Annotated in this window: 18 protein-coding genes; 15 read left to right on the forward strand and 3 right to left on the reverse strand. The window is 61.8% G+C overall.

The genetic code is table 11. The annotated features are described in order from the left end of the window. Positions 1–72 precede the first annotated feature (72 nt). From AWT76_RS12055 to grxD, 4 genes are all read left to right on the forward strand, one after another. On the forward strand, positions 73–972 hold the full coding sequence (locus AWT76_RS12055; protein ID WP_072246558.1) for a LysR family transcriptional regulator: 900 nt from the start codon (positions 73–75) through the stop codon (positions 970–972). A gap of 362 nt (positions 973–1,334) precedes the next feature. After that, positions 1,335–3,500: a phosphoribosylformylglycinamidine synthase subunit PurL gene (purL, locus tag AWT76_RS12060; RefSeq protein WP_072247687.1), complete on the forward strand. Its 2,166-nt coding sequence runs from the start codon at positions 1,335–1,337 to the stop codon at positions 3,498–3,500. Positions 3,501–3,554: 54 nt separating this feature from the next. Continuing rightward, positions 3,555–3,797, forward strand: a complete 243-nt coding sequence (locus AWT76_RS12065) for a BolA/IbaG family iron-sulfur metabolism protein (protein ID WP_072246559.1) — start codon at positions 3,555–3,557, stop codon at positions 3,795–3,797. Between the two features lie 43 nt (positions 3,798–3,840). Next, positions 3,841–4,200, forward strand: a complete 360-nt coding sequence (grxD, locus tag AWT76_RS12070) for a Grx4 family monothiol glutaredoxin (protein WP_072246560.1) — start codon at positions 3,841–3,843, stop codon at positions 4,198–4,200. A gap of 5 nt (positions 4,201–4,205) precedes the next feature. Here grxD and AWT76_RS12075 read toward each other — a convergent pair whose 3' ends face one another. Further along, positions 4,206–6,266, reverse strand: a complete 2,061-nt coding sequence (locus AWT76_RS12075; RefSeq protein WP_072246561.1) for a ComEC/Rec2 family competence protein — start codon at positions 6,264–6,266, stop codon at positions 4,206–4,208. A gap of 93 nt (positions 6,267–6,359) precedes the next feature. Here AWT76_RS12075 and gltX point away from each other — a divergent pair, with 93 nt between their 5' ends. From gltX to AWT76_RS12100, 5 genes are all read left to right on the forward strand, one after another. Continuing rightward, positions 6,360–7,763: a glutamate--tRNA ligase gene (gltX, locus tag AWT76_RS12080; RefSeq protein ID WP_072246562.1), complete on the forward strand. Its 1,404-nt coding sequence runs from the start codon at positions 6,360–6,362 to the stop codon at positions 7,761–7,763. 75 nt (positions 7,764–7,838) lie between these two features. Beyond that, positions 7,839–9,131, forward strand: a complete 1,293-nt coding sequence (gltA, locus tag AWT76_RS12085) for a citrate synthase (protein ID WP_072246563.1) — start codon at positions 7,839–7,841, stop codon at positions 9,129–9,131. 72 nt (positions 9,132–9,203) lie between these two features. Then, on the forward strand, positions 9,204–9,917 hold the full coding sequence (locus AWT76_RS12090) for a hypothetical protein (RefSeq protein ID WP_072246564.1): 714 nt from the start codon (positions 9,204–9,206) through the stop codon (positions 9,915–9,917). Further along, positions 9,907–10,734, forward strand: a complete 828-nt coding sequence (gene mazG / locus AWT76_RS12095) for a nucleoside triphosphate pyrophosphohydrolase (protein WP_072246565.1) — start codon at positions 9,907–9,909, stop codon at positions 10,732–10,734. The genes AWT76_RS12090 and mazG overlap by 11 nt, the downstream gene beginning before the upstream one ends. Further along, on the forward strand, positions 10,721–11,356 hold the full coding sequence (locus AWT76_RS12100) for a DUF1638 domain-containing protein (protein ID WP_072246566.1): 636 nt from the start codon (positions 10,721–10,723) through the stop codon (positions 11,354–11,356). Before mazG ends, AWT76_RS12100 begins: the two co-directional genes overlap by 14 nt. Before the next feature lie 63 nt (positions 11,357–11,419). On the opposite strand, the gene AWT76_RS12105 is transcribed toward AWT76_RS12100, so the two are convergent. Both AWT76_RS12105 and AWT76_RS12110 read right to left on the reverse strand, forming a co-directional pair. After that, on the reverse strand, positions 11,420–11,662 hold the full coding sequence (locus tag AWT76_RS12105) for a hypothetical protein (protein ID WP_072246567.1): 243 nt from the start codon (positions 11,660–11,662) through the stop codon (positions 11,420–11,422). Next, positions 11,659–14,448, reverse strand: a complete 2,790-nt coding sequence (locus tag AWT76_RS12110) for a [protein-PII] uridylyltransferase family protein (protein WP_072247688.1) — start codon at positions 14,446–14,448, stop codon at positions 11,659–11,661. The genes AWT76_RS12105 and AWT76_RS12110 overlap by 4 nt, the downstream gene beginning before the upstream one ends. A 293-nt stretch (positions 14,449–14,741) precedes the next feature. Here AWT76_RS12110 and AWT76_RS12115 point away from each other — a divergent pair, with 293 nt between their 5' ends. The 6 genes from AWT76_RS12115 to AWT76_RS12140 all read left to right on the forward strand — a co-directional run bounded on the left by AWT76_RS12115 (position 14,742) and on the right by AWT76_RS12140 (position 22,054). Next, positions 14,742–15,767 (forward strand): TRAP transporter substrate-binding protein, encoded by a 1,026-nt coding sequence (locus AWT76_RS12115; RefSeq protein ID WP_072246568.1) that lies wholly within the window; start codon positions 14,742–14,744, stop codon positions 15,765–15,767. 94 nt (positions 15,768–15,861) lie between these two features. Continuing rightward, positions 15,862–16,905 carry a TRAP transporter small permease subunit gene (locus AWT76_RS16505; protein WP_176699392.1) on the forward strand — a complete coding sequence of 348 codons (1,044 nt, stop codon included), beginning with the start codon at positions 15,862–15,864 and terminating at the stop codon, positions 16,903–16,905. A 17-nt stretch (positions 16,906–16,922) separates the two neighbouring features. Next, positions 16,923–18,311, forward strand: coding sequence for a TRAP transporter large permease (locus tag AWT76_RS12125; RefSeq protein ID WP_072246569.1), 1,389 nt, complete (start codon positions 16,923–16,925; stop codon positions 18,309–18,311). Positions 18,312–18,387: 76 nt separating this feature from the next. Beyond that, on the forward strand, positions 18,388–18,981 hold the full coding sequence (locus tag AWT76_RS12130) for a LysE family translocator (RefSeq protein ID WP_072246570.1): 594 nt from the start codon (positions 18,388–18,390) through the stop codon (positions 18,979–18,981). A gap of 128 nt (positions 18,982–19,109) precedes the next feature. Further along, positions 19,110–21,398 (forward strand): glycosyl hydrolase family 28-related protein, encoded by a 2,289-nt coding sequence (locus AWT76_RS12135; RefSeq protein WP_072246571.1) that lies wholly within the window; start codon positions 19,110–19,112, stop codon positions 21,396–21,398. Positions 21,399–21,493: 95 nt separating this feature from the next. Continuing rightward, positions 21,494–22,054: a carboxymuconolactone decarboxylase family protein gene (locus tag AWT76_RS12140; protein WP_072246572.1), complete on the forward strand. Its 561-nt coding sequence runs from the start codon at positions 21,494–21,496 to the stop codon at positions 22,052–22,054. Positions 22,055–22,072: the final 18 nt, after the last annotated feature.

Below are 22,072 nucleotides of genomic sequence, written 5' to 3' on the forward strand. Positions count from 1 at the left end.
ATGCTTTGCACAGGTTATTTTTCCGCCTAGAACGCGCGCGAAGATTGCGCAAACACAGAAGTAACAGACACTATGGATTGGGATAAACTTAGGATCTTTCATGCAGTTGCCGATGCAGGCAGCCTGACCCATGCTGGAGACACATTGCAATTGTCGCAATCAGCGGTCAGCCGGCAAATTCGCGCGCTGGAGGAAACGCTGGATGCCAACCTGTTCCACCGCCACGCGCGCGGGTTGATTCTGACTGAACAGGGCGAATTGCTGTTCAACGCCACCAAGGCAATGTCACGAGAGCTTGAATCCGCCTCTGCGCGCATTCGTGACAGCGAGGATGAAGTGTTCGGCGAATTGCGCGTGACCACCACCACCGGCTTTGGCACGCTGTTTCTGGCCCCGCGCCTGCCCGCGCTGTATGCGCAATACCCGGAACTGAAAATCGACCTGATGCTGGAAGAACGGGTTTTGGACCTGCCCATGCGCGAAGCCGATGTCGCGATACGCATGAAGGAACCCAGCCAAGCCGACCTGATCCGCAAGCGCCTGATGAATGTGAACATGCGGCTGTTCGCAACATCCGAATACCTGCGCGCCAATGGCACCCCGGCGATTGTCGATGACCTGTCGGATTATCGGCTGATTTCGCAGAATGTGACATCGGCACAGGTCAGCGTTGGCGCGCAACTTATACGCGAGTTAAACGCACGCACATTGCGGTCCACGTTTACCGTGAACAATTATTTCGGCGTGTTGCAGGCGGTGCTGAACCATTTGGGGATCGGCGTTCTGCCCGATTACGTCTCAGAGGACTTCCCCGAACTGGTGCATGTCCTGCCCGAAGTGGCGAGCGGCGATATCCCGGTATTTCTGGCCTTCCCCGAAGAATTGCGCCATTCGCGCCGGATTGCGGCCTTCCGCGATTTCGTTGTGCAGGAAATTCAAGCCTACCGCCGGGCACGCCAGATTCAGCCCTGACGGACGGCCTTTGCCTGAGGCATGTATGCAACGCATAGCGGAGTTGTGCACTAAGCAAGGGAATTTAACTTGCGCAGCATGTCTTTGGTCATTTACTAGGCAAGTAAGGCGTGATTGAGGATCTTTCATGTCTTAACCTCCCTGTTGGACTTCGGCCGAGCATTTTGCTCGGCCTTTTTTTGCGCATTTGCGCAACCGGCGCACCGCTACGTTCCAGAACGGCAACGCTGGCCTGCGATGCGCTTTGCGGTGAATGCCCCGCGCTCTGGCAATGCCGTTCGGCCATGTCCGCCGTTTGCCCCCTTTTTCTTGGGCAGATGATACCCTATGAGGCAGCAAGCTTGCCTGAGAGGATGCCAACCATGACCGACCCTGCCCTGACACCTGACCTGATCGCAGCGCATGGACTGTCGCCCGACGAATATAGCCGCATCCTCGACATCATCGGCCGTGAACCCAGCTTTACCGAGCTTGGGATCTTCTCGGCCATGTGGAACGAGCATTGTTCCTACAAATCCTCTAAGAAATGGCTGCGCACCCTGCCCACGTCCGGCCCGCAGGTCATTTGTGGCCCCGGTGAAAACGCGGGCGTGGTCGATATTGGCGATGGGCAGGCGGTCATCTTCAAAATGGAAAGCCACAACCACCCGTCCTATATTGAACCCTATCAGGGGGCTGCGACTGGTGTGGGCGGCATTTTGCGCGATGTGTTCACCATGGGCGCACGGCCCATTGCCGCAATGAATGCGCTCAGCTTTGGGGAACCCAGCCATCCGAAAACCCCGCATCTGGTATCAGGCGTTGTCGAAGGCGTGGGCGGCTATGGCAATTGTTTCGGCGTGCCCACCGTGGGCGGCGAGGTACGCTTTCATCCCGCCTATAATGGCAACTGCCTTGTGAACGCCTTTGCCGCCGGTCTGGCCGATGCCGACAAGATTTTCTATTCGGCGGCCAGCGGTGTGGGTATGCCCGTTGTTTACCTTGGCGCCAAAACGGGGCGTGACGGGGTGGGTGGTGCCACCATGGCCAGCGCCGAATTCGACGACACGATCGAAGAAAAGCGCCCGACCGTGCAGGTGGGCGACCCGTTCACCGAAAAGCGCCTGCTGGAAGCGTGCCTAGAACTTATGGCATCGGGTGCCGTGATTTCCATTCAGGACATGGGCGCGGCGGGCCTGACCTGTTCGGCGGTGGAAATGGGCGACAAGGGCGGCTTGGGCGTGAAGTTGCAGCTTGATAATGTGCCCCAACGCGAAGCGGCGATGACCGCCTATGAGATGATGCTGTCCGAATCGCAGGAACGCATGTTGATGGTCCTGAAGCCAGAAATGGAAGCAGAGGCCCGCGCCATTTTCGAAAAATGGGATCTGGATTTCGCCATCGTGGGCGAAACCATTGCCGAAGATCGCTTCCTGATCCTGCATGGCAATGACGTGGTGGCGGATCTGCCGCTGTCGAAGCTGTCCTCCAGCGCGCCCGAATATGACCGTCCTTGGGTGGAAACACCGGCAGCGGATGCCCTGCCAGACTTGCCTGCAATCGCCCCCATGGACGGGCTGCGCGCGCTCATCGCCTCGCCCAATTACGCCCATAAAGGCTGGGTCTGGGAGCAGTATGACAGTCAGGTCATGGGCGACACCGTGCGCACCCCTGGCCTTGGCGCGGGCGTGGTGCGCGTGCATGGCACCAACAAGGCGCTGGCCTTCACCAGCGATGTCACGCCGCGCTACGTGCGCGCCAACCCGTTCGAGGGCGGCAAACAGGCCGTGGCCGAAGCCTATCGCAATCTGACCGCCGTGGGGGCCGTGCCCTTGGCCACGACCGACAACCTGAACTTCGGCAACCCCGAGAAGCCAGAGATCATGGGCCAGTTCGTCGGTGCCATTCAGGGCATCGGTGCGGCTTGCACCGCGTTGGATATGCCCATCGTGTCGGGCAATGTAAGCCTGTATAACGAAACCGACGGCAACCCCATCTTGCCCACACCGACCATCGGTGCGGTGGGTCTGATTGCGGATATGGCCGATCTGATTGCGGGCCTGCCCTCTGCGGGCGATCTGGCGGTCGTTATTGGCGAAACCACGGGCCATCTGGGCCAATCCGCGCTCTTGGCTGAAGCGGCAAGAATCGAAGCCGGCGATGCGCCCTATGTCGATCTGGACGCCGAGCGCCGCAATGGCGAGTTCCTGCGCGCGAACCGTGCGCTGGTCACGGCGGCAACCGACCTGTCGGATGGCGGCCTTGCGCTGGCTGCGTTCGAAATGGCCGAAGCGGCCGGCATAGGCGTCACGCTCGACAGCGGTGATCTGGGCCAGTTGTTTGGCGAAGATCAGGCGCGCTACCTTGTTGCGGCCAGCTTCGATCAGGCCGAAGCGCTGATGGTCGCCGCAGGCCAAGCAGGCGTGAGCATTGCCATGGTCGGGCGCTTTGGCGGCGACACGGTCAGCTTGGGCGGCGACAGCGCGCCATTGGCTGATTTGTCCGCGCTCTATCGCGGCAGTTTCGCCAAAGCCATCGGCGCGGCTTGATTCACGAAAACGCGGGGATTACCTATCTCCCCAGACCAGACAGGGACCACACGCATGGCCATTTCCGCCGAAGAACTTGAAACGCTGCTGAAAGAGAGCTTTCCAAACGGGAAAGTCACGATCACCGACCTTGCCGGCGACGGAAACCACTACGCCGCAGAGGTGATCGACGACAGCTTTCGCGGGTTGAACCGCGTGCAACAACAGCGTGCGGTATACGCCGCCCTGAAAGGCAAGATGGATGGCAGCCATGGCGAATTGCACGCACTGGCCCTGACCACCAAAGCCCCCGACTGAACAGCCCAACTGAACCGCCCGCCTGAACCGAAAGAGGATTGCCATGAGCGCCCAAGAGACGATCAAGAAAACCGTCACCGAGAATGACGTGGTGTTGTTCATGAAAGGCACCAAGACCATGCCGCAATGCGGCTTTTCCAGCCGCGTGGCCGGGGTGCTGAATTTCATGGGCGTGGATTATGCCGATGTGAACGTGCTGGCCGATGAAGATGTCCGTCAGGGCATCAAGGAATATTCCGACTGGCCGACCATTCCACAGCTTTACGTTAAGGGCGAATTCGTCGGCGGTTGCGATATCGTGACCGAGATGACGCTTTCGGGCGAGTTGGACCAATTGTTCAGCGCCAAGGGTGTCAGCTTCGACAAGGACGCCGCCGAGAAGATCCGCGAAGCCAACGCCTAAGCTTGCTAACGCGCGGTCCATGGCCGCGCGCCCGCATCCTCGCGCACGGTCCGCCAGATCGGCCCCTGCGTGCCGCGCCAGATGGCCACGGCACCGCTGGCGCGCAACGCGCGCGGGGTCAGAACTTGGCATGGCCCGGCGATTGGCGTGTCCGGATCGGTGTTTGTAACGAATATGCGCCCCGGCAGGCACAGCGCCTCTGCCCCTTCCAGCGCGCGCTTGCCAGACAGGTGGACAACATCCACCCCGCGCCCTTTCAGCAAGACAATAGCGTCACTTGGCCCATGCGACCCACGCGTTTGCGCCTGTTCCTGCGACGCCAGATCACCATCGCCCTGCAACCAGCTTCCGGCAGCAAAAGCGCCAGAGCGCGCGCGGCTTAGGACACGGCCCTCTGGCCCCATCAGCCCGACCACCGCGCCGTTATCCGCGATCAGCAACGCGGGCCGGTCCGCCACGGCCCAGCCCAGCACCGCGCAAGCCATAACTGGCACCCCCAACCAGCGCGCGGGCGCCGCCCAGATAATCAGCCAAAGCGCGCCCAGCGCCATGGTCGGGATCACCCAGCCGGGCGGTTGCACCACGCCCGTCACGGCGCCGTCCAGCCCCGCAACAAAGCGCGCGACCAGAAGGATCCAATCAATCGCCGGGGTCATCACGGCCAGCGCCAACCCTTCCAGACCGAAAGGGGCCAGCACCGCCGCAAGCACGCCTGCGGGCATGATGACCAGCCCCATCAGCGGCACTGCGGCCAGGTTGGCCAGCAGCCCATACTCTACCAGGCGGTTGAAACTGGCCGCCGCAATCGGCGCGGTCGCAACCCCTGCCACGACCGAACACAGCACGACCGACACCACCGGCATTGCCCAGCGCGGCACGCGCCCGCGCCATGTGCCATCGTCGTTCAGCGCACGGAAAATGGCGACCAGAGCCACTGTGGCGGCAAAGCTCATCTGGAACCCGGCCTGCACCAGCGCCTCTGGCCGCAGGACCAGCACGATCACAGCAGCCATGGCCACGCTGCGCAAGGAAATCGCGCGCCGGTCCAGCAACACCGCGACGAACATGACCGCGACCATGATATAGGCGCGCTGCGTCGCCACGTTCCCGCCCGAGAGCGCCAGATACAGCCCCCCCGCCGCCAAGCCCCCCAGCGCCGCCAGTTTGCGCGTGGGCACGCGCAGCGCGAACGCAGGCCATAGCGCCAGAACAAAGCGCAGCGCGGCGAATACGAACCCCGTCAGCAACCCCATATGCAGGCCGGAAATGGCCAGCAGATGCGCAAGATTGGAATTGCGCAAATCCTCTAGATGCGCGACATCCACGCCAGAGCGGTCGCCGGTCAGAATGGCAGCGGCAAAGCCCCCCGCAGCACCCGGCATCCGGTCTTGAATGGCCTGCGACAGGCGGGCGCGCACTGCGCCCAAGGGCTTGCCGCCCTCTTGCGCCAGTTCCAGCACCGGCACACGCGTGTAGCCTACCGCGCCAAGGCGCTCATACCATGCATGGCGGCGAAAATCGAAGCCGCCGGGTTCGGATGGTCCGGGCGGCGGCGACAGATGCCCGGTGGTCATAACCCGCAATCCCGGTCGCGGGGTGACAAAGCCCTGTTCGCCGTGCAGTGAAATCCGCACCAGTGCCGGGGTGCGGGCGGGCGAGAGCTGCGCCAGCCTTGGGCGGTCCAGCGTCAGCCGCAGGGCACCGCTGGCCGCGCGGTCAACCTTCACGATGCGGCCTTCGATCGGGCCATAATAGCGGTAGTCCAGCACCGGCGCGGCAACGCTATGGGTGCGCCACCCAGCCAGCGCGCCCCCTGCGCCAACCAACAGGCAGGCAATGGCAAGCGGGCGCACCTGCACGGGCAACGCCACTGCAATAGCGCCAAGGCAGGCCATTGCGCCGGCAAGCCATACCCATTGCGCTTGGGTCGGTTCCACGGGCAAGCCGAAGTAAACCCCAATGCCGATACCCAGACAGACCGGCACGAACAAAAACAGCCGCCCGCGCTGCGCGGCCAAGGCCTGCGCGACCGGGCCATCGCCAAGGCGCGCCCTTGTGTCATCCATGCCGGTGACAGCCACCCTTGCCCTATCCCCTGCCCTTGCCTAGAACCTATCCAAGCATGCCTCTCCGATGGTTTCCAAAAGGTTAAGACCCAAATGTCCCAAATGCCCGTCGTCACCCGTTTCGCGCCCTCGCCCACCGGGTATCTGCATATCGGGGGGGCGCGAACGGCTTTGTTCAACTGGCTTTACGCACGCGGGCGGGGCGGCAAATTCCTGTTGCGGATCGAGGATACCGACCGCGAACGTTCGACCCCAGAGGCGACAGAGGCAATTCTGAAAGGCCTGACATGGCTTGGTCTGGATTGGGATGGCGAGCCGATCAGCCAATTCGACCGCGCCGACCGCCATGCCGAAGTGGCGCATCAACTGTTGTCAGAAGGCAAAGCATATAAGTGCTTCGCTACCCAAGAGGAGATCGAAGCCTTCCGTGAGGCTGCCCGGGCCGATGGGCGCTCGACGCTCTACCGCTCGCCTTGGCGCGACGCCGACCCGGCCACGCACCCGGATGCGCCCTTTGTCGTGCGCGTAAAAGCCCCGCTGGAGGGTGAGACGATCATCCACGACCAAGTGCAAGGCGATGTGCGCATTCGCAATGACCAGTTGGACGACATGGTGTTGCTACGTTCGGACGGCACGCCGACCTATATGCTGGCCGTGGTGGTGGATGACCATGACATGGGAATCACCCATGTCATTCGCGGCGATGACCACCTGAACAACGCCGCCCGGCAGATGCTGGTCTACACGGCGCTGGGCTGGAATGTCCCGATCTGGGCGCATATCCCGCTTATCCACGGCCCGGATGGCAAAAAGCTGTCCAAACGCCACGGCGCGCTGGGGGTCGAGGAATACCAGCTAATGGGCTATCCGGCAGCCGCCATGCGCAATTATCTGGCCCGGCTGGGCTGGAGCCATGGCGATGACGAGTTCTTTACCGATTCGCAGGCACAAGAGTGGTTCGACCTGAAGGGAATCGGCAAATCGCCCGCACGGCTTGATTTCAAAAAACTGGACCATTTGACCGGCCAGCATATGAGCGTGGCCGACGATGCTGCGCTGCTGCATGAATTGCAGGCATATCGCAGCGCCAAAGGGGAACAACCCTTCCCCAAGCCGCGGAATGATGCCTTGCTGACCGCGATGCCTTTCGTGAAAGAGAAAGCCAAGAGCTTTGACCAAATTATTGAAAAGGCTCATTTTGTTTTGGTGGATCGCCCGCTGGTGCCCGACGAGAAAGCCGCAAAGGCGCTGGACGATGTATCCCGCGGTATACTGAGAGAATTGACGCCGCGCTTGCAAACTGCTAGTTGGACGCGGACGGAATTGGAGGATAGTGTCGCCGCGTTGGCGCAAGAGCATGGCCTTGGTCTTGGCAAGGTGGCGCAACCCTTGCGCGCTGCCCTTGCCGGAAAAATGGCCAGCCCCAGCGTATTCGACATGATGCTTGTCCTTGGCCGCGCAGAGACACTCGCGCGACTAGCGGACGTGACAGACTGAGTCGGCGCATGTGTGCCGTGACCGTAGCCCATCTGCGCGGCCATCGTGCCGGCAGACAGTGATGAAGGAAGCGCAATGGCGGATACTGAAACGGCAAAGCTGACGATCGGTGATAAGGTCATCGACCTGCCGGTGATGAAACCTTCGGTCGGGCCGGATGTGATCGATATTCGCAAGCTGTATGCGCAAGGCGATGTATTCACCTACGATCCCGGCTTCACCTCGACCGCGTCCTGTTCGTCGACGATCACCTATATCGACGGTGACAAAGGCGAATTGCTGTATCGCGGCTACCCGATCGAAGAATTGGCCGACAAATCGCATTTCTTGGAATGCTGCTACCTGCTGCTGTATGGCGAACTGCCCAACGCGGCGGAACTGGAAGATTTCGAGGCCCGCGTCACCCGTCACACCATGCTGCATGAACAGATGCAGTATTTCTTCCGCGGCTTCCGCCGTGACGCGCACCCGATGGCCATCATGGTGGGCGTTGTTGGCGCGATGTCGGCTTTCTACCACGATTCGACCGATATCAGCGACCCGTGGCAGCGCGAGGTCGCGTCGATCCGCATGATCGCGAAAATGCCCACGATTGCGGCTTGGGCGTTCAAGTATTCGATTGGCCAGCCTTTCGTTTATCCGAAGAACAGCCTCGATTATTCGGGCAATTTCCTGCACATGTGCTTCTCGGTGCCGGCCGAGGATTATGTTGTCGACCCGATCCTGAGCCGCGCGATGGACCGGATCATGATGCTCCATGCCGACCATGAGCAGAATGCCTCGACCTCGACCGTGCGTCTGGCGTCCAGCTCTGGCGCGAACCCCTTCGCGTCGATTGCCGCTGGCATCGCCTGCCTCTGGGGACCGGCGCATGGTGGCGCGAACCAAGCTTGCCTTGAAATGCTGCAAGAAATCGGCACGGTTGATCGTATTCCCGAATACATCGCCCGCGCAAAGGACAAGGACGACCCGTTCCGCCTGATGGGTTTTGGCCACCGCGTGTACAAAAACTTCGACCCGCGCGCCAAGGTCATGAAGCAATCCGCGGACGAGGTTCTGGGGCTGCTGGGCATTGAAAACAACGAAACCCTGAAGGTCGCCAAGGAACTGGAGCGTATCGCGCTGGAAGACCCCTATTTCGTGGACAAGAAGCTGTATCCGAATGTCGATTTCTATTCGGGGATCATCTTGGAAGCGATGGGTTTCCCGACCTCGATGTTCACGCCCATTTTCGCGCTGTCGCGCACCGTGGGCTGGATCAGCCAGTGGAAAGAGATGATCGCCGATCCAGAGCAAAAGATCGGTCGCCCGCGCCAGCGCTACATGGGCGCGCCGCGCCGCGACTATGTCGAGATTGAAGACCGCTAAGGTCCGCGAAACACCGCCCTCCGGGGCGGTGTTTTGGCTTGGCATCGGGCGCATGGCTGTTATCTGTAGCGCATGATACAGATATATGCCCTTGCCGCCGCCACTCTTGCTTTCTTGCTGTCACCCTCGCTGACAGAGCCGTTCATGGGCTATGCGCCGGGCAGCTTCCCGGTTGCGCAGACCGACCCGCCGGTGCAGCCCGCGGGCTATGCTTTTGCAATCTGGGGCGTGATCTATATCTGGCTGGGCGCAATGGCGGCCTATGGACTGTTGCGGCGCAAGACCGATGCTGGCTGGCAGCGCGTGGCACTGCCGCTGACCCTTAGCCTTGGGCCGGGGGCCGCATGGCTTTGGGTGGCGGGCTTTGCGCCGGTCACCGCGACCGTGCTGATTTTTTGGATGCTGGGATGCGCGCTTTGGGCATTGCTGCGCGCACCACGGGCTGACCGCTGGTGGCTACAAGCGCCCGTCGCGCTCTATGCGGGTTGGCTGACGGCGGCGGCGCATGTCTCGCTGGGTGTGGTGCTGGGCGGCTATGGCTGGTTAAGTGGCACCGGCGCGGCGGTGCTGTGCATTCTGATGGCGCTGGGCGTGGCGCTGGCAGTGCTGTGGCGCAAACCGCAGGTACCGGAATATGGCGCGGCGGTCGGCTGGGCCTTGCTCGGCATTGCCGTGGACAATGCGGGCCAGAATACTGCGGTGCTGACCCTTGCGCTGCTGGGGCTGGCGGTTGTGGCCGCCATGGCCGCGCAAGGGCTATGGAAGGGCAAACCAAATGCCGCATGACCCGATCATCTTCGCGCCCGATGGCTCTGTCACTCGGCTGCGCGCGATCATGGCCGCGCTGCGCGACCCAAAGACGGGCTGCCCTTGGGACATAGAGCAAGATTTTACCAGCATCGCGCCCTACACGATCGAAGAAGCCTATGAGGTCGCCGACGCGATCGAAAAACAGGATTGGCTTGGCCTGCAAGGCGAATTGGGCGATCTGCTGTTGCAGGTGGTCTATCACGCGCAAATGGCCGAAGAAGCGGGGCATTTCACCTTTGCCGATGTGGCAAAGTCGATCAGCGACAAGATGGTCGCGCGCCACCCGCATGTGTTCGGCGATGACAGCCGCGAAAAATCGGCCGCGCAGCAAGTTCAGGACTGGGAAACGGTGAAAGCCGCCGAACGCGCCGCGCGCGCGCAAGGCGGCGTGCTGGATGATGTGGCGCTGGGCCTGCCCGCGTTGATGCGGGCGGTCAAGCTGCAAAAGCGCGCCGCGCGCGTGGGCTTTGATTGGCCCGATACGGCGCAGGTGCTGGACAAAATTGTCGAGGAAAGCGCCGAGTTGGTCGAGGCGCGCACGACCCTGACGCAAGCCGAGATCACGGAAGAAATGGGCGATCTGCTATTCGTGATGGCCAATCTGGCGCGGCATTTGCAGGTTGACCCCGAAGAAGCCCTGCGCGCCGCCAATGCCAAGTTCACCCGCCGCTTTCGCGCCATCGAAGCGGCGCTTGCGGCTGAAAACCGTCGGCCAGAGGATAGCAACCTGGCAGAGATGGATGCACTTTGGAACGCAGCCAAGGCAGCGGAGAAAGGCCATGCATCTGGATGACAGCACCCTGACGAAGGACGGGCTGCGCGCCACTGGTGCGGGGCGAATCTTGTTGCTGGCCTGCGGGGCGCTGGCGCGGGAAATCTTGGCGCTGAAAGCCGCGAATGGCTGGGACCATATGGACTTGCAGTGCCTGCCTGCCAATCTGCATTTGTGGCCCGACCGTATTCCCGACGCGGTGGAACGCGCCGTTCAGGAAAACCGCGCACACTACGCGCGGATTTTTGTCGTTTACGCCGATTGCGGCACGGGCGGGCTGTTGCAGGCGCGCTGCGATGCGCTGGGTGTCGAGATGGTCGCAGGCCCCCATTGCTACGCGTTTTTTGAAGGTGTGGACAGGTTCGCAGCCCATGCCGAGGACGAGATCACGGCATTCTACCTGACCGATTTTCTTGTCCGGCAGTTTGACGCCTTCGTGTGGCAGCCCATGGGGTTTGACCGCCACCCCGAACTGATCCAGATGATGTTCGGCAATTATACCAAGCTGATCTATCAGGCCCAGACCGACGATCCGGCGCTGGACGCCAAGGCCCGCGATTGCGCCGCCCGTCTGGGGCTAGTCTATGAGCGGCGTTTCACAGGATATGGCGATCTGGCGCGCGCCTTGGCCGCACAGGCATAAGGGGCTTTGCCCCTCTGAAGCCTGCGGCTTCATTCACCCCAGGATATTTTGGCAAGGATGAAATCAGGCGCGTTTGCGGCGGCCTGTCCGTTTCGGCGCGGTTTCCAGCCCTTCGCGCAACAGAACAGTCATCGGGTGATCGGGGTTTTCCGGGCTGTGCTGCGCAAGCTGGTCGGCCAGTGCGGTTTTCTGGTCTTGCCCATCGGGCAGGCTCAGCGCCCAGTCGATCAGGATGGAACGGCATTCGGCGTCGGTAATCCCGTCGATACGGTAGCTTTCGCGGATCAGGCCCTTTGGGTCGGTCATGGTCGTGGTTCCGATTGCAAGAGAAGGGTGTCGAATTGCGCAGCAGCGGCTTTGGCGCGGGATTGCAGCAGATCGGTCAGCGCATCGACACTGTCTGCCCCGGCGGCGCGTAGGATCAGGTTCTGACCGGTTTCGCCAAGCGCGGCAATATCGGGCGTGCTGTCGGCCAGCAACCGCCCGGTGGCTTGCATGGTCCAGCACAGCCGATAGGCGCTCAGGAACAGCTCTTGCGCGGGTTTGTCGATGATCCCGGCACGTTGGCCGGCCTGAAACTGCGCTTCGACCCGGCAGGCATGATGGCCGCTGGCAAGCGCGCAGAATTGGGCGGCCAGTTCGGTATCCATCAGCCGACCGGGCCCGGATTTGGCATCCCACAGGCCATGGGCCGGTTTGGCCTGCGCAAGGCGCGCGCGCATATCGGCCACATCGGCGCGGATGGTCGCGCCACAGGCCTTGTCCGCAATGACCCTGCGGCGCACCGCTTCAACCGCTGCGGCGAGGTCAGGGCTGCCGGCGACATGGCGCGCGCGGGTCAGGGCCAGATGTTCCCAAGTCCAGGCTTCGGTCCGCTGATAGGCTTCAAAGGCGGGAAGGCTGGTGGCAACCGGCCCCTGACGCCCGGAGGGGCGCAGGCGCATATCCACCTCATACAGGCGGCCCTCGGCAGTGGGCGCGCTGATCGCGGTCAGGAATGCCTTGGTCAGACGGGCGTAATAGCTGCGCGCATCCAGCGGGCGGCGGCCATCGGATTGCGCATCTGCGGCCGCGTCATAGATCACGATCAGGTCAAGGTCCGACACCGCGTTCAGCCGCCCCGCCCCAAGCGATCCCATGCCCAGAACCACGGCCCCGCGCCCCGCAACATGCCCGTGTTTGCGCGCGAATTCCGCGTGCACCACGGGCCAAAGCGCGCCGAGCACCGCTTCGGCCAAGGACGCATATTCCGCACCGGCCTGAAACGCGTCGATCAGCCCGCGCAGATGGTGCACGCCGACGCGGAAATGCCATTCGCGCGCCCAGATGCGCGCGGCATCCAATTGGCGTTCATAATCGTCCAGCTCACCAAGGCGCGCGGCCAGATCGGCGCGCAGGGCTTGCGTGCCCGGCCATGGCGCAAAGAAATCGCCCCCGATAACCGCATCGAACACGGCGGCGTTGCGCGACAGATAGGCGGCAAGGCGCGGCGCGGTGGTGCAGATATCGACAATCAGGTCGATCAGCTGGGGGTTTGCCTCGAACAGCGACAGCACCTGCACGCCCGCAGGCAACCTGCCCAAGAAGCGGTCGAACTGCGCCAGCGCCGCTTCGGGATCGGCGGCGGTATAAAGCTGGGTCAGCAGTTTGGGACGCATCCGGCTGAAGATCTGCTTGGCGCGGTCCGAGCGCAGCGCCGGATAGGCCAACCAGCCCGCGACAATGTCCTGCGCATGATCGGACAGGTCGGGTTCTGCGCATTCGGTAGCATCGGGCGCAAAGAACCCTTCGGTCAGCGACGACACATCCTGCAACCGCCCCAACAACCTTGTACGAAAGGCGTCGGTTTTTGCCAGACCGCAGAACCGGGCGATGCGGTCCATCTCTGCCGGGCGCGTGGGCAGGGTCTGGGTCTGGGCGTCTTGCACCATTTGCAGACGATGCTCGATCTCGCGGTGTTCGATGTAATGGGCGGTCAGCTTTTCGGCCACATCAGGGGGAATCCAGCCCTTGTCGGCCAGTGCGGCCAAGCCTTCGACCGTGCGCGGGCTGCGCAGGTCGGGGTCGCGCCCGCCCGCGATCAACTGACGGGTCTGGGTGAAGAATTCAATTTCCCGGATACCGCCCTGCCCCAGTTTCAGATCATGCCCGTCGACGCATAGCGCACCGCCTAGCCCTTTATGGGCCTTGATCCGCAGGCGCATGTCATGCGCATCCTGAATTGCCGCGAAATCCAGATGGCGGCGCCAGACGAAGGGGCGCAAGCGGTCCAGAAAGCGCGCGCCTGCCGCCAGATCGCCCGCGCAGGGCCGCGCCTTTATGTAGGCCGCGCGTTCCCATGTGCGCCCAAGGCTTTCGTAATATCGCTCGGCCGCGTCCATCGACAGGCAGACAGGGGTCACGGACGGGTCAGGGCGCAGGCGCAGATCGGTGCGAAAGACGTAGCCATGCGCGGTCAGGTCCGACAGAAGGCCGCACATCTTGCGGGTCACGCGGATGAACGCGGCGCGGGCATCATGGTATTCGTCGGGCGCGAACGCATCTTCGTCGAACAGGCAGATCAGGTCGATATCAGAGGAATAATTCAGCTCGCGCGCGCCCATCTTGCCCATGGCCAGCACCACCATGCCCGCGCCGGTGGCGGCATCATCCTCTGACTTGCCGGGCAGTTTGCGGCGGCGAATTTCCTCTGCCACCAAGGCAGTCAGGGCTGTATGGGTGGCCCGGTCGGCAAGGTCAGTCAGCGCGCCGGTCACCTGGTCCAGCGACCAGACGCCACCCAGATCGGCAAGCCCCGACAGCAAGGCGATGCGGCGCTTGGCACGGCGCAACCGCGCCGACAGATCTGGCAAGGCGCAATCAGCAAGGCTGTCCAGTTCCTGAGCACAAGAAAGGGCCGGATCGCAGGCCAAGGCCATTTTTAGCCAATCGCACTCGCGCAGGATAAGCGATTTAAGATAGGGGCTGCACCCGGCGGCACCGACGATCAGATCGGCCATATCGCCGGACAGCCCGTCCATGACGGCCAAAGCGTCGCTCCCCGATTCGGGTTCAAAGGGGATGGGCGTGCGGCGAATGGGACCAAAAGACATGATCAGACCATGCCGCGCGTCCGGTTCGGCGTCAATCAAGCCAAGTCACTCTGAACGGTGAATATTGTTCTCGGCGCAGTCACAAACATTTCCGCGCCCTGCCGCCGCGGAATTTTTTTCTTGCTTAAATTGGTAAGTTCATTTTACCAAGTAACCAAGGGAGAGACGGTGGGCCATTTGTTTGTTGCAACTGGCGCAAGAAAATTACCAGCAAAGGTACTCTGTGCTTGACCTGTGGCGCTGTCCAAGACTGGATAGGGTCATAAAATAACCAACAGTGGAGGAGACCCAACATGAAAACATTTTTGACCACGACCGCGCTATGCGCCGGTCTGATCGCCGGGACTGCGCAGGCAGAAACCTGGAACTTGCAATCGACCTATCCCGGCTCTTTGCCGCAGCTAGGCACGCTGGGCAAGCGCATTGCAGAGCAAGTGACCAAGATCACCGATGGCGAGATTGAACTGGTCTTTCAAGAACCGGGCGCGATTGTTCCCGCGCTGGAAGTGTTCGACGCTGTCGGCACCGGCGCTGTGGAAGCAGGCTGGTCAACCCCCGGTTACTGGGCGGGCCGCGTTCCTGCGCTTCAGCTTCTGGCCGCTGTGCCCTTCGGCCCGCAGGCTGGTGAATATCTGGCATGGATGAAATTTGGCGGCGGTCAGGAATTCCTTGACGAGCTGTATGAGCCGAACAACATCAAGTCGCTGCCTTGCGCCGTGATCGCGCCCGAGGCCGCTGGCTGGTTCCGCAACCCCGTCAACAGCCCCGAAGACCTGCAAGGCTTGACCATGCGTTTCTTCGGTCTGGGCGCGAAGGTCATGGAAAAGATGGGCGTGTCCACGCAGCTTCTGGCCGGTGGCGACATCTTCCCGGCGCTGGAGCTGGGCACCATCGACGCGACCGAATTTTCCATGCCCGCGATCGACCTGAACTTGGGCTTCTACCAGGTCGCCAGCGAGTATTACTTCCCCGGCTGGCACCAGCAATCGACCTTCTTTGACCTGATGATCAACCTTGATCTGTGGGAAAGCCTGGATGAAAGCACCCAGTTCAAGCTGGAAACCGTGTGTGACGCCAACTTGGCCTTCGGTTTGGCCGAAGGCGAGGCGCTGCAATTCTCGGCGCTGCAAGAGCTGGAAGAGAATGGCGTGAACATCAACACCCTGTCGGATGAGTTGCTGGCCGCACTGGAAGCCGCGTGGGAAGAAGTGGCCGCAGAAGAATCCGCCAATGATGCCGATTTCGCGCGCGTCTACGAAAGCTACACCCAGTTCCGCGAAAACTACGCGACCTGGGGCAACCTTGGCTACCTGAAGTAAGTCGGGTTCGGGCTGGCCGCTTAGGGCCAGCCCAATGCCGCGCATACCCGCCGCGGGATGCGCGGCTTTTTCACAGAATTTACGGAGACCTCCGATGGCACTCAGGGAACTGACCGGAACCGCGCTGGCGGTGCTGGCATTGGCAGCAGCTTTCTGGCTTAGCGTTCTGCCCGCAAGCTCCACCGAGATTCTGCCGACGTTGGCAGTGCTGATCGGCGCGCTGATTGGCGCGGCGGTGTTGCAAGCAAATCCCGGCACCTTTGCCGCAGCAACGGTTCTGGGCTGGTTCGGGATCATGTTCGCGCAGCCCTTCTCGCTTAGCACCCGCGAATTCAACGGCTTGCGCCGCATTGCCAATCGCGGCGATGAAGAGGCCGCCGCCCTGATGGCGTATTACGAAGCGTTTTTGCCTTACGCGACATATCTGATGGTCGGGCTGACTGGCTTGCTGATCGCAATCCTGATGTTCGGCATGGCGCGCGGGCGGCTGTTGCTGTTTCAGAATCTGCTGGCCGCAAGTGACGGGCTGGCAAAGTTCCTGACCCGTGTTGGCGTGGCATCGGCGGTTGTGCTGTTCACGGTGCTGATTTTCGCCATCATGTATGATGTGACGCAGCGGCAATATTTGGGATTCAACTCTGACTGGACAAAGACGGAGTGGTATAAACTATTCAGCTCTACCCGCGTGCAGGAAATGGAATGGCATCTGCATGCCGCGCTGTTCCTGATGGTTCTGGGTTATGGCTATATTCAGGATGCGCATGTGCGGATCGAACTGGTCCGGGACGCAATGAAGCCCCGCAGCCGTGTCTGGGTCGAACTGGTCGGCGCCGTCTTGTTCATGGTGCCTTATTGCTATGTGGTCATGAATTACGGGATAGAGAACACATTGCGGTCATGGACGATCGGCGAAAGCTCTGCCGCGACCACGGGCCTGCCCAACCGCTTTATCATCAAGGCCATGCTGCCTTTCGGCTTTGCCCTGATCGCGCTGGCAGGCATGTCTGTTGCGCTGAAATGCGTGGTCTACCTGTTTGGCCCGCCCAGCTTGCGCGCGCGCAGCAATTATTACGCCCATAGCCACCAGAACCCCGCCCCGGTAGAGCATGACAGCTCTGCCGACGCGAAACACGCCTGAGCGGAGAGACAGAGATAATGGAATTCCTGATCGAATACTTGCCGCTTGTGATGTTCGCGGTGCTGGCGATCCTGCTGTTCAGCGGCTACCCGGTGGCGTTCATCCTTGGCGGTGTGGCGCTGCTATTCGCCGTGCTGGGCGATCTGGCGGGCACGTTCCGCCTGCAACAGCTTACGCTTATTCCACTGCGGATTTATGGCGGGACAATGGAAAGTCTGGTCCTTGTGGCCATACCCATGTTCACTTTCATGGGCACGATGCTGGAAAAATCCGGGGCCGCGCGTGACCTGCTATACGCGCTGCAAGTCATGCTGCGGCGTGTGCCCGGCGGTTTGGCGCTGTCGGTCACGCTGATGGGCACGATCATGGCCGCGACCACTGGCATTATCGGCGCATCGGTCGTGATGATTACCCTGATGGCGCTACCGGTGATGATGAAGGCGGGCTATTCAATGCCGCTGGCCACCGGGACCATCGCATCCTCTGGCACGCTGGGCATTCTGATCCCGCCCTCGATCATGCTGGTCATCATGTCCGACCTGCTGTCGGTGCCGGTGGGCACCGTGTTCATCGCCGCGCTGATGCCGGGTCTGTTGCTGGCCGCGCTTTATTTCGTCTATCTGCTGGTGATCTGCCGCTTTAACCCGCAGCTTGCCCCCCCGATGGAAGACGATATGGGCCCGGCCACGCGCGGCGAATTCTGGGCGATGATCTTGCGCAGCTTCCTGCCGCCGATTTTCCTGATCCTCTGCGTTCTAGGTTCGATCTTCTTGGGCTTTGCCACACCGACCGAAGCGGCGGGTGTCGGTGCCTTCGGGTCCATCCTGCTGGCCGCGTTCAACCGCCAACTGACTTGGGAAAACTTCGTCGAGGTGTGCAAACGCTCTGCCCTGACGGTGGCAATGCTGTTTGGCATTTTCGTGGGCGCGACGGCTTTCGCCTTCGTGTTCAAATCCATCGGCGGCGAAACCCTGATCGTGGACTTCATCAACGCCACAAGCGCGGGGCCATGGTCCATCCTGATCGTGCTGTTGCTGATGGTGTTCTTCCTTGGCTTCTTCTTCGACTGGATCGAGATCACGCTGATCGTGTTGCCCATCTTCGCGCCCATCGTCGGCCTTTTGGATTTCGGCGGCCATGTTGGCGACTGGAATGGCATCAGCCAGCCGATCATCATCTGGTTCCTGATCTTGGTCGCGGTCAACCTGCAAACCAGTTTCCTGACACCGCCCTTCGGCTTTGCGCTGTTCTACATGAAGGGCGTCGCCCCGCCCGAGGTGCGCATTCAGGACATTTACAAGGGGATCATTCCCTTCGTGGGCTTGCAACTCTTCGGGCTTGCCCTGTGCGTGGTCTTCCCATCCATCGTGCTGTGGTTCCCAAGCTATATGCTCAGCGGGGGCTAGCGGACACTTCCTTAACGCATTAAAGATCATCCCCGGCGCAAAATCGCGCCGGGGTTTTCCATGACAAGGCGCGCAGATGTTCTTCGACCCGCTTCTTTACAGCTTTATGTTCCTTGGCCTGTTTTCGCCGGGGCCGAATGTCATCATGCTGACGGCGTCGGGCGCGCGCTTCGGATTCAAACGCAGCCTGCCGCATCTGTTCGGCGTTGTGCTGGGGGTGGGCGTGATCGGCGCGGTCACGGGGCTGGGTGTGGGCGCGCTGATCTCGGCCAACCCGGCACTGGCGCTGGTTCTCAAATCGGTCGCCGCTGCGTGGATCTTGTATATGGCGTGGAACTACTTCAACGCCACGCGCCGACCGGCTGTACAGGCCAAGGATGACGGCACCCCCATGACACTGCTGCAAGCCGCGTTGTTCCAATGGATCAACCCCAAGGTCTGGGCGGTCGCATTCGCGGCCTCTGCGGGTTATGGCGCGGGGCTGGGCCCGGTCATGGAATCGGCGCGTCTGGCCACGGCCTTTAGCGGGGTGAACCTGTTTGTGTGCCTGTTCTGGACCAGCGCCGGGGCGCTTTTGACCACGCTTTTGTCATCGCCCGCACGCTGGAAGATCTTCATGCGGATCATGGCCGCACTTCTGGCGCTCTCGGCGCTGATGGTGTTTCGCTAGGTCGGGCTGCGCACGCTGCCCTGACCGGGGTTTAACGGCTTTGGACTATCCCTGTTCCATCTGGCAGCGCTGCCGTCTTTTGCCGGCGCTCGCCACTCTGTGTGGAACAACGAGGAAGGATCGTCCGCATGAACATGGCCGTCACCCAAGGGCTGGAGCTGATGCCGCCCCCTTTCTCTGCCGGGCTGGATATCTGGTCCCAGACCACCGGCAGACCCGGCACACCGACCTATGACACTGCGGCTTTCGCCGCCTTCGTTCCGTCCGATCCCGATTTCGATGGCTGTCTGGAAGTGCAGAAGGTCAATGCCACGACCCGCCTGCGCTGGATGCAGGAATTGCCCATCACGCCCGGCACATATCTGCGGGTGCGTGCGCGCATCAAGGGCATGGCCGGGGTGCTGCCGGATGTGGCGGTGGCCGCATGGGTCGGCACTGCGGCGGGCACGGAACTGACCGCACTTCCGGCCACCGGCCCCGCGACCGCCCTGACCAGCTATGGCGAGGTGGTCGAGATTTCCGCCATCATCGGCACCGGCGCGCGCGCGGGGGTCGATATGGTCTGGACCACAGAGGCGCGCCGCGCGCATTTCGGGCTGGACCTGACCGGGCCGACCGGCGGCGTGATCCGCATTGACGACATCCGCATCGAAGATGTGACGAACGCCTATAGCGCCGACCTGCTGGGCGTGGTCGATGTGCTGGATTACGGCGCCAAGGGCGACGGCGTGACCGATGACCACGCGGCATTCCTTGCCGCCATATCGGCGGCAGGCGCGCGGCGGCTGCTGGTGCCCGAGGGGGTGTTCCGCATCGACAGCGACCTGACCATCCCCGGCCCCGTCACCTTTCGCGGCACGCTGTCCATGCCCGATAGCGCGCTGTTGATCCTGCATCACGACTTCACGCTGCCCACCTATGAAGCGGCGCTTGGCAACGACGTGGCAGGGTTCCGCAAGGGCTTGCAGGCGCTGTTCCACACCAACCAGCATATCGCCTTCGACATGATGGGCGGGCGGGTTAACCTGACGGCCCCCATCGACATGCGCAGCCTTGTGGGCTTTGACAATGCCAATGTGCATCTGGTGCTGCAAAACGGCCAGCTGCGCGCCGCCGATGTGGGCGATTGGGACACTGTCAGCACCACCCGCATTGCAACCTACGATCCGGCCAACCCCAATCTGCTTAGCGGCGTCAGCAATGTTGCAGGCGTGCCGGTGGGCGCGCGCGTCTCTGGCGTGGGCGTGGGCCGCGAGGTCTATGTGCGCGCGCGCAACACCGCCGCGGGCGCGCTCAGCTTGTCGCAGCCTCTGCATGGCGGTGCGGGCACGCAGAATTTTACCTTCGAACGCTACCAGTATCTGCTGGATTGCTCGGGCTTTTCGAACCTGTCGAATTTCGAATGCCGCGATATCGAATTTCTGTGTCGGGGCCGCGCCAGCGCGGTTATGCTGGCCGAAGGCGGCAGCATCGCGCGCTTTACAGATTGCGATTTCGACCGGCCCAAGGACCGTGGCATCACGTCCATTGGCCGCGGCTGTCAGGGGCTGACCGTGGATCGCTGCCAGTTTGCCAGTTCACAAATGGCGCTGCGCGCGCAGGACCGCACGGTCATTGCCTTCAACACCAACAACAATGATGCCAAGATCCGCAACAACCGTGCCGTGCTCTGGGCGCATTTCGGGGTTATGGGCGGGACCGGGCATATCATCAGCGGCAATCACTTCTTTGCCGGCGATGATGAAGCGCAGGGCCTCCGCCAGGCCGGGATCGTGCTGACCGATGTGAACCTGAAAACCACGATCACCGGTAATTACATCGACAATTGCTTTATCGAAATGTCGAACGAATACGCGCCAGAGCCAAATTTCAGCGGCGGGTTTTCCTTCGGCGGGCTAACCGTGACCGGCAATATCTTCATCGCCAGCGGGGTCGCGCCATGGTTCAACTGGATCGTGCTGCGCCCGCTTGGCTCTGGCCAATTCGTGCAGGGGCTGCATGTGTCGGGCAATGTGTTCCGCACCGTGGGCAACCGCATTGACCGGGTCGATGCCGTGGATACGACCTTTGGCACGCTGGACTATAACCGCTTCCGCAACGTGATCTTCGACAACAACGCCTATAACGGCGTCGATTATCCGACCGAAAGCCCCTGCGTGGTGCTGCACGACCAGAACACCAACGCAACCACATGGGTGGTCGATACCGGCGACAAACTGCCCTTCGGTGGCTGGGCGCGCACCGTGTCATCGGTGGTCATGGAAGGTCGCGCGCAAGATGCCTCCAATGCCACCCGGTATGAAATGCCCTATGTCGATATTCAGCAAGGGCCGAACAATGACCGGGTGAACCTGCGCTGGCCTGCGGCCACCCGCGGGCGCGCGGTGGTCACGGTGCGGGTGGATCGCCCGCTGTAAGGGCTTGTAAAGCACGGCCACATCGGACCTACTGGGCGGACACTACCAAACCGGAGTCCGCCCATGCCGCTTGTGCCCCCCTGACCGAAGACCAGATGGACCCAGTGCTGCGCGACGAAGTGCAGTTCTTCAAGGGGCCGCTGGGCGTAATCCCCAATTCCGTGCGCACCATGGCCCATCGGCCAGAAATTGCCCGCGCCTTTACCGCGCTGAACATGGCGGTGATGACCAGCAACGCAGGCGTTACACCCGAATTCAAACGGCTTTTGGGCTATGTCAGCTCTTTCGCGTCGGGCTGCCTGTATTGCCAAGCGCATATGATCTTGGCGTCAGAACGCTTCGGCGCGTCAGAAGCGCGGCTAGACGATGTGTGGAACTTTGCAGACAGCCCGCATTTTACCGATGCCGAGAAAGCCGCACTGGCCTTTGCCCATGCGGCAACCCAAGTGCCCAATGCCGTGACCGATGCCCACCACGCCGCCCTGCGCGCGCATTGGCCCGAAGGCGAGATTGTCGAGATCATGGGCGTGATCGCGCTGTTCGGTTTTTTGAACCGCTGGAACGATTCCATGGGGTCGGCGCTGGAAGACCTGCCACGCGCCAAGGGCGAAGAACGGTTGGGGGACACCGGCTGGACCGTCGGCAAACACATCTGATTCGGCGCACTCGAATCA

Origin of the sequence: Roseibaca calidilacus, assembly GCF_001517585.1 — a bacterium.
In the GTDB taxonomy this organism is placed as follows: domain Bacteria; phylum Pseudomonadota; class Alphaproteobacteria; order Rhodobacterales; family Rhodobacteraceae; genus Roseinatronobacter; species Roseinatronobacter calidilacus.